The sequence below is a fragment of the Tepidanaerobacter sp. GT38 genome (assembly GCF_021991635.1).
Taxonomy (GTDB): Bacteria; Bacillota; Thermosediminibacteria; order Thermosediminibacterales; family Tepidanaerobacteraceae; genus DTU063.
Window position 1 is genome coordinate 1 of the sequence record NZ_JAFFJA010000114.1, and the last position, 8,314, is coordinate 8,314.

An 8,314-nucleotide genomic window follows, 5' to 3' on the forward strand; every position below is an offset into this window, starting at 1 on the left:
TAAAAATACTTGACGCGATCTGATTACGTCCGGATTGTTGACAAGAGCCCTCGCTAAGGCAGCTCTTTGCTGTTCTCCTCCCGAAAGCTCGTGGGGCCTTGAATTCATTTTATGAGAAAGCCCTACCATTTCTATAACCTTTGGCACCCTTTTCCTGATTTCCCGTGGAGACGCCTCTATAACTTCCATGGCAAAAGCCACGTTTTCATAGACGGTCTTTTGGGGAAGCAGCCTGAAGTCCTGAAAAACGACTCCTAACCTTCTCCTCAGATAAGGTACTTCCTTTGGCTTCAAACGGGTGATGTTTTTTCCGTTTATAAAAATCTGGCCTCGCGTGGGTAATTCCTCGCGAAAAAGGAGCTTCAGAAATGTAGATTTTCCCGCTCCAGTCGGTCCTACAAGAAAAATAAACTCGCCCTTTTCTATCTTTACGTTTATGTCCCTGAGCGCTACACACCCGCCCGGGTAAATTTTTGATACTCCCACCATTTCTATAATGTGTTGCACTTTCAATCCACTCCTTATCAACTATTTCTTTAGTTCGACACAAATCCCAAAATTCCTTCCCTCTCAAGGCTCATATTTTATGGTAATATATTCCCGCGAAAAATTTAAAAAGCGGCTATTCGCCGCTTTTTGGTAGTAATTTTTTAAGGTTGGCCATCTCTATAGCTGTCAGTGCTGCATCCCATCCCTTATTTCCCGCCTTGGTGCCCGCTCTCTCTACCGCCTGTTCTATGGTATCGGTGGTCAGAACGCCGAAAATGGTTGGCACCTTTGTTTCAAGAGATACTAAAGCAATCCCTTTAGAAACTTCTGCAGCAACGTAATCGAAATGAGGCGTTGCACCTCTAATGACGGCGCCCAGACAGATTACCGCATCGAAACGCCCGCTCTCTGCTATTATTTTCGCTGTAAGGGGTATCTCGAAACTTCCCGGCACCCAGTAAACCTCGATAGCCTCGTCTTGGGCACCGTGGCGAACCAGGCAGTCGAGCGCACCTTCAAGAAGTTTTTTGGTGATGAATTCATTGAAACGGCTGACAACAATGCCGAATCTCAGGTTTTCTGCTGTCAGTTTGGCCTGGATAATTTTGGGCATTTTACCATCCTCCTCCTTTTTTTATAGCCAGTGACCCAGCTTTTCTTTTTTGGTCTCCAGGTACCTTGCGTTGTTTTTAGTAGGCGGGATTTTGAGCGGTATACGCTCCACTATCTCAAGGCCGTAACCTGCAAGGCCCACTACTTTCCTAGGATTGTTGGTAAGAAGGCGCATCTTTTCAACCCCCAGGTCCTTGAGTATCTGCGCACCTATACCGTAATCCCGAAGGTCGGGAGGAAACCCTAACTTCAGATTGGCTTCCACAGTATCGAATCCTGCATCTTGCAAAGCGTACGCCCTTATTTTGTTAGCAAGCCCGATACCTCTGCCCTCTTGGCGCATATACAGAATCAGACCTTTTCCTTCCTCCTGAATTAACTTCATGGCCGCTCTCAATTGAGGACCGCAGTCACAGCGCTGTGAAGAGAAAACATCTCCGGTAAGGCATTCCGAGTGCACGCGCACAAGAGGTACATCTCCCTTCTTTATTTCCCCCTTCATGAGCGCCAGATGGGTCTCGGAAGTAATGACATCTTCATAGCATATCAGTTTGAATTCGCCGTAGTCGGTGGGCAAGAGCGTTTCTGCCACCCGCCTCACCAGCTTTTCTCTGGCTTTGCGGTACCTTATGAGGTCTTCTATTGTGATTATTTTTAATCCCCATTCTTTGGCAAAACTCATAAGGTCGGGGAGCCTTGCCATGGTGCCGTCGTCCTTCATTATTTCACAGATAACGCCGGCCGGATAAAGCCCGGCCAATCGCGCAAGATCTACGGCCGCTTCGGTGTGCCCGGCCCTCCGTAGCACTCCACCGTCCCTGGCTATCAGGGGAAAGATGTGGCCCGGGCGGCGCAGGTCTTGGGGTTTCGTGGCCGGATCGATCAACGCCTTTACTGTATCGGCCCTGTCATAAGCTGATATGCCAGTGGAATTTCCGACATAATCCACCGATACCGTAAATGCGGTACCCATATTGTCAGTGTTATTGCCAACCATCAAGGGCAGGTCAAGCTCTTCAGCCCTTTTTTTCGTAATGGGGACGCATATTAGGCCGCGGCCGTGAATTGCCATAAAACTTATGGCTTCCGGCGTTACCTTCTCCGCAGCCATGACAAGGTCTCCCTCGTTTTCCCTGTCCTCGTCGTCGACAACGATTATCATTTTTCCCTGCTTAATGTCCTCTATGGCTTCTTCAATGGTATTGAATTTAAATTCCCCCGACATCGACTTTCTCCTTCCTGTTTAGACTCTAAGGTTGAAAAAGCAGCCCTGAACCGGCTAAAAGCCATAAAGCTTTAGCATTTCAGCAGTCAGGCCTTTACCTGAAGTGTCCTCCTGGAGGTTTAACAGATACTCTCTCACGTACTTTCCTATAATATCAGTTTCGATGTTTACCGTGTCTCCCTGGTTTTTGTACTGGAGGACCGTAGTATTGAGGGTGTGGGGTATTATAGAAACTGAAAATCCATGGATACTCACCGCCTGGACGGTCAGGCTGATGCCGTCTACGGCTATGGAACCTTTGGGTACAATATATTTCATTAGCTCCGGCGGCACGCCTATCTCAAACACCACCGCGTTTCCTTCGGGATAAGTTCTAAGTATTCTACCAACCCCGTCCACATGGCCCAAGACTATGTGCCCGCCAAACCTACCTTCCGCTTTTAGAGCTCTTTCAAGATTTACTCGCTTTCCCGCCGAAAGCTCGCTCAAGGTTGTGTTCCTTAAAGTTTCGGGCATAATGTCGGCCACGAAGGAATCGTTTTTGACCTCTCTTGCTGTCAGGCATACTCCATTGACCGCAACACTATCTCCTATCTCAAGGTCTTCCAGTATTTTTTTACATAAAATGGTAATCAGGGCTCCCGAAGAAGACCCGACCAATTTAGTAACAATTCCTACCTCTTCGATTATCCCGGTAAACATGAGGATCCTCCTTTTCCAGGGTCAGGATAGACTTCCAGGAGTAGATCCCCGCCTATCGCCTCGACTGAATGAAATTTGAACCGTGGAGCTTGCTTCAGCTGATCGATGGGAAGAATTCCAATAGAATTAATTCCATCGCCGCCTATTATCAAAGGAGCCTGGAACACCAGCAGTTTATCCACCAGATTCTCTTTTATGAAAGAAGCTATAAGGGTGGCCCCTCCTTCGACCAACACGCTAGTTATCCCCATACTGCCCAGGATTTCCATCAGCCGCTTAAGGTCTACCCTGCCATCGACAGCGGGAACCTTTATCACTTCAACGCCCTTTCCCTTCAGAGCATTGACCTTTTCGCCATCGGCCCTTTCCGTGGTGGCAAGTATCACCCGCCCGTCTTTGCATTCCAACATCCGCGCGTCAAGGGGTATTCTGGCCCACGAATCCACCACTATCCTGAGTGGGCTTTTTCTTTCTCCCGGCAACCGACAGGTGAGAAGCGGGTCATCAGCCAGTACCGTGCCTATACCTACCATTACCGCATCGTACCAGCTCCTAAACTCGTGGGCCTTTATCCTGGCAGGTTCTCCGGTAATCCACCTAGATTCGCCCGAGGCCATAGCAATCTTGCCATCAAGGGACTGGGCTATTTTTGCGACTATGAAGGGGCTGCCAGTGGTGATATACTTTATAAACACCTCGTTCAATTTTCTCGCTTCTTCTTCCAGTAGTCCGACTTCTACCTCCACATCAGCTTCTCTCAAGCGCTTTATGCCCTTACCGGCTACCAGGGGATTCGGGTCGGTCATAGCCACTACAACCCTTTTTACCCCGGCCCTTATTATCGCATCGGCACAAGGGGGTGTTCTACCGAAGTGGCAGCAGGGTTCAAGGTTTACGAATAGCTCCGCCCCCCTGGCCCTTTCGCCCGCCTGGGCCAAGGCCATCACCTCGGCATGTGGCTCTCCAGCTTTCCTGTGGTAGCCTTCGCCAACTATCTCGCCGTCCTTTACTATTACCGCCCCCACCATAGGATTTGGACTGGTGGTGCCTCTCCCCTTCTTTGCCAAGTCCAGCGCTCGTTTCATGAAGAAAATGTCTCTTTCCATAAAATACCTCCGCAAAAAAAATACCCTGCTGTCTTCAGGGTATTCTCGGATAAAATAATTAAACAAGTCTTCTCCCATCCAGACTATACTGTCGGCTCCGGAATCTCACCGGATCAGCCTTTCGGCTCGCGGGCTTAAGGCTTTTCGCCTATCACCGCCGGTCAGGAATTGAAGGCAAAATGCCTTCTCACCTTGCCCCGAAGACTTTCTTAAAAATTTGATATTCAGTTTATTTAATAATACCATACAAAGCAGATCGCGTCAAGTTTTTTTAGGTTTTTATTCCCCACCATCACTCTACACAGGATAGATTTTCGGAAGATAATTGTACTCTCTAAAATAGTTGGTAAATATTATCATTTCGCAAGCACAATTTCCCTTCCTTCCTCCCTTCCCTCTTGTAAGAATTATATTATCGATTGTTGTAACAGCGATTTTATTGCCATGCTCGTAAATGTCTTCTTGTTCAACAATATGGGCAGTTCCGTTACTTTCCCATATCTTTCATTGAGCTTCTTTATGCGCTGCTTCGCTTTATATATAATCTCTTTCGGTAATTCTACAGGCCTTAATCCTTCATAACGCTGCTTGATTATTTTTTCTCTTAACTCTATTCCACTCGCCTTTACTGCCCTTAATTGGGCCATCTTATGGGCACCTTCTTTGCTCCACGATATGGGCCCTCTTGAAAGTCTTTCCGATAATACATGGCTTATATGACTCTCTGCGCTACATCCCACTATCTCTTCTTTGTATCGGCTGTAACTTAATATCCCTTCCCAGTTGTTTTCTATATACTCCAGCGCCCTCTTTACCGCTTCTTTTTCCCCTTCTCTTTTACAGCTGTTATATCTGTCGTTAAAAATCTCCTTTACCTTCTCCAGGTCGCCTTTGTATATTGCTTTCCATAGTGCTCTCTTTAGTTTCTTTTCATCTTTGAACGCCATAGTAACGTATTTTTGTAAGTGATATAGGTCTAATACGTAAATAGCGTCAGGTATGTATTCTGCTCCAAATTTTATCCATTCTGCTCCATCTCCCGAAATGTAGATGCGCTTTATATACCTTTCTTCATATGTGCTGGTTATGTATTCACATACTGCCTTCCATAATTCTTCTTTTTCTTTCCCTTCGTAAACTCCTGAGAAGTATTTTGCGTTCTTCAGCCGATTTTTCCCCTCCCCCAAGCTCTCTTTGCCTTCATGCACGTATACCAGCTTTACTATACCGTTTTTCCCGTCTTGATAATGTATATGGTCTTCATCCGCTTCTATATAGAGAACTTGTGCCTTCCTTTTTTCTTTGATTTGCTCATAAGGCTTTATTCCTTCCATTCCCTTTATCGTGTTCATTACGGTTTGACGGCTTATATTGACACATTCAGCCGCATTCCTTTTTATTTCTTCTACGGCGTTTCCATAAGACATTATCGTAGAAAGTTCTGCTATCTCTGCTTTTAACCCTATACCTATTCTTTCATATCTCTGGATGACCGCTGCCTTATCTACAAGATAGGCTTTTTCTTTCGTTTCTTTATTCTCGTAATAGCGCCTCTTATATGTTATATCTCCAAATTTTGTGGTAATAGTCCTCTCGCAGTCTTTCTGTAATACTACCCAATTTTTCCTCTCTTTCTTGTCTTTGTATATCTTTTCATCAAGTTCTTTTAATACAATCCCACATACGTTTTTCCCCAGCTCAGTTAGTAGCTTATGAAGTTCTTCTTCAAATTCAGGAAAAGTGTATTTTCCTGAAAGTAATTCTAAAATTTTTTGTGCACAAAGCAGGAATGTTTTAAATACATACCGAATTATTTCCATAAGACCTCACCGTCCTTTTGAGTTTTTAACTCATCCTGGTTAGAGGATGGTGAGGTCTTTCTTCTATGTCCGTCCTGGTTTTTCCTTCTTTTTGACCTAAGAAAATTTTACACCATCCATGCTTGACCGTCCTTGCGCACTTCAAAGTGAAGGTGAGGCCCCGTAGAGATACCGGTGCTGCCAACAAGGCCTATTCTCTCTCCTCTTTTTACGCTCTGCCCTTCGCCCACCAATATTTTGGAAAGGTGAGCATAAAGCGTTGAAATACCTCCGCCGTGGTCAACGATTATGGTATTGCCGTATCCGCCGTAGTAGCCGGCATATATCACTTCGCCGTCGTCTGCAGCTACCACATCTGCCCCCATGGGAGCACCTATGTCTATCCCCGTATGGAAACGCCTTGATTTGTATACCGGGTGAACGCGCCAGCCATAGTCAGATGTAATACTTCTGGAACTTGGGGCAGGCCATTGAAATATTCCGGTTCCGACGTATCTCTTCGAGCTTCTCGCCTGAATTTGTCGTATCATCTCCGCTATTTTCCTAGATTCCTCTTCTAGCTGGTCCTGCTGGCGCTCGTATTCCCTTCTTTGCTCTTCCAGAACGGCCAAAAGCCTCTGGCGGTCCTGCTGGCGGGAAGCCAGTTTCGCCCTGTGAGTGTTTATAATTTGATACTGCCGGGCTATGGCCTGGCGCTGAGCTTCCAGCTCAGCTTTTTTCTTTTCCACCAATTCTTTTTTCGCTTGATAGTCCATGAGAAGTCCTTTGTCATAGTCCAAAAGGCGCTTTACCATATCTATTCGGGTCAGAAAATCCGAAAAACTTGTAGCTTCAAGCATTACTTCGAGATAATCCACAGGCCCTGCTTTGTACATCGCCCGAAGCCTCGTCTTCAGGTCATCTTCCTGCTTTTTCACTTCTTCTTCGGCTTTTTTTAACTCCTGCTGGGTAACAGCCAGTTTTTGCTGGGTGAGTTTCAACTGGGCCTCGGTAGCTGCAAGCTCTCTTTGCGTCTCTTGAAGGTCCTTTTCTATCGTTTCGAGCTCCTCTACAACGTTATTTTTTTGAGCGTTGACTTTTATCAATGAATTCCTTATATCCTGTATTTTTTTCGATATCTTACTCTGCTGGTTTTTTAAATTTTCAAGATCGCTCGCGCCGGCGGGTGCCACCGACGTTATGAGAAAAAAGAAGGTCAAAATTAAACCGACAATGTTACTGGCTCTCTGTTTTCTCAAACCCCAAACCTCCTTTCGGCGACTAGACCCTCAAAAATCTTCTCACCGAAAAGCCGCTGCCAAAGGCTCCTAAAAAAGTCCCCATGAGAAGCAGCCCCAGACTGTAATCGTAAAATTCTTCTAGACGCAGAAGAGGAATCATCGGAACATTCAATTTCACCATGTTGTACAAATAACTGTAACCAGCTGCCAGCAACGCAATTGCAATCAGCGAACCGGAAAACCCAAGTATCATGCCTTCCAGCAAAAAAGGCCACCTAACGAACCAGTCGGTAGCACCGATGTACTTCATTATACTTATCTCCCGGCGTCGGGAAAAAACCGTAATCCTTATGGTGTTCGATATGATGAAAACCGATATTGCAGCGAAAATCGCCATTACGGCCAGGCCCACCAGCCTCATCCAGTAAGTAATTTTAAACAGCTTTTCTACCACGCCCTTGCCGTATTTTACCTCTTCTATACCATCTATTTTCTGTATTCTTTCCGCCACTCCCGCTACTTCCTGGGGAGTTTCAACCTTAATCCGAAAGGAGTTGGGCAGCGGATTTTCTATGCCCTCCAGCAGTTCCTCGCCTACCTGTTTTTTGAATTCCTCTAAAGCCTTTTCTTTCGATACAAATACAACCTCTTTGACCCCATCAATACTTTTTATTCCCAATTCTATCTGGTTCAGTCTTAACTTGTCTACCGAATCCTCGACGTACGCGGTAATCTCCACCTGAGATTCTACATTTTTTGCTATGTAATCAAAGTTTATCGAGATCATCAAAAAAGAGCCGAATATTATCAAAGCCGAAGCCACGGCTCCTATGGAAGCTAAACTCATCCATCCGTTCCGAAAAAGGTTTACGAAAGCTTCTTTGAAAAAGTAACGGATGGTCCTAAGTTTCACAGCGGTAAACCCCTCTCTCTTCGTCTCTCACTAGTCGTCCATCTTCTAATTGTAGAACCCTTTTTTTCATGGCATCTACGAGTTCTTTGGCATGGGTGGCAACAATTAACGTCGTGCCTTTTTTGTTTATTTCATCCAGCAATTTCATTATCTCCCAGGAAGTATCCGGGTCTAGGTTGCCGGTAGGTTCATCGGCAATGATTACGTGATAGTGTAAAATTTTATTA

At 45.7% G+C, this 8,314-nt stretch carries 8 protein-coding genes, 1 pseudogene and 1 riboswitch; all 9 genes and pseudogenes read right to left on the bottom strand.

All coding sequences use genetic code 11. The features are described from left to right. Positions 1-498 (bottom strand): cell division ATP-binding protein FtsE (locus tag JT739_RS11980; protein WP_370642677.1); only part of this gene is annotated, 498 nt, incomplete at its 3' end. Between the two features lie 124 nt (positions 499-622). Next, on the bottom strand, positions 623-1,102 hold the full coding sequence (ribE, locus tag JT739_RS11985; protein ID WP_237661363.1) for a 6,7-dimethyl-8-ribityllumazine synthase: 480 nt from the start codon (positions 1,100-1,102) through the stop codon (positions 623-625). 21 nt (positions 1,103-1,123) lie between these two features. Continuing rightward, on the bottom strand, positions 1,124-2,326 hold the full coding sequence (locus JT739_RS11990; protein ID WP_237661364.1) for a bifunctional 3,4-dihydroxy-2-butanone-4-phosphate synthase/GTP cyclohydrolase II: 1,203 nt from the start codon (positions 2,324-2,326) through the stop codon (positions 1,124-1,126). Between the two features lie 54 nt (positions 2,327-2,380). Beyond that, complete coding sequence (locus tag JT739_RS11995; RefSeq protein ID WP_237661365.1) at positions 2,381-3,028, bottom strand: riboflavin synthase; 648 nt, start codon at positions 3,026-3,028, stop codon at positions 2,381-2,383. After that, the gene (ribD, locus tag JT739_RS12000) at positions 3,013-4,134 is read right to left on the bottom strand and encodes a bifunctional diaminohydroxyphosphoribosylaminopyrimidine deaminase/5-amino-6-(5-phosphoribosylamino)uracil reductase RibD (protein ID WP_237661366.1); all 1,122 of its coding nucleotides are present in this window, start codon (positions 4,132-4,134) and stop codon (positions 3,013-3,015) included. The genes JT739_RS11995 and ribD overlap by 16 nt, the downstream gene beginning before the upstream one ends. A 62-nt stretch (positions 4,135-4,196) precedes the next feature. Further along, a riboswitch (FMN riboswitch) is annotated at positions 4,197-4,343 on the bottom strand. A gap of 198 nt (positions 4,344-4,541) precedes the next feature. Beyond that, positions 4,542-5,954 carry an ISLre2 family transposase gene (locus JT739_RS12005; protein WP_237661367.1) on the bottom strand — a complete coding sequence of 471 codons (1,413 nt, stop codon included), beginning with the start codon at positions 5,952-5,954 and terminating at the stop codon, positions 4,542-4,544. Positions 5,955-6,061: 107 nt separating this feature from the next. After that, positions 6,062-7,192, bottom strand: coding sequence for a murein hydrolase activator EnvC (locus tag JT739_RS12010; RefSeq protein ID WP_237661368.1), 1,131 nt, complete (start codon positions 7,190-7,192; stop codon positions 6,062-6,064). A 22-nt stretch (positions 7,193-7,214) separates the two neighbouring features. After that, entirely contained in the window at positions 7,215-8,087 is an 873-nt protein-coding gene (ftsX, locus tag JT739_RS12015; protein ID WP_237661369.1) for a permease-like cell division protein FtsX, read from the bottom strand. Beyond that, positions 8,077-8,314, bottom strand: a pseudogene (locus JT739_RS12020) (cell division ATP-binding protein FtsE); the annotation flags it as partial. The gene ftsX and the pseudogene JT739_RS12020, both read right to left, overlap by 11 nt.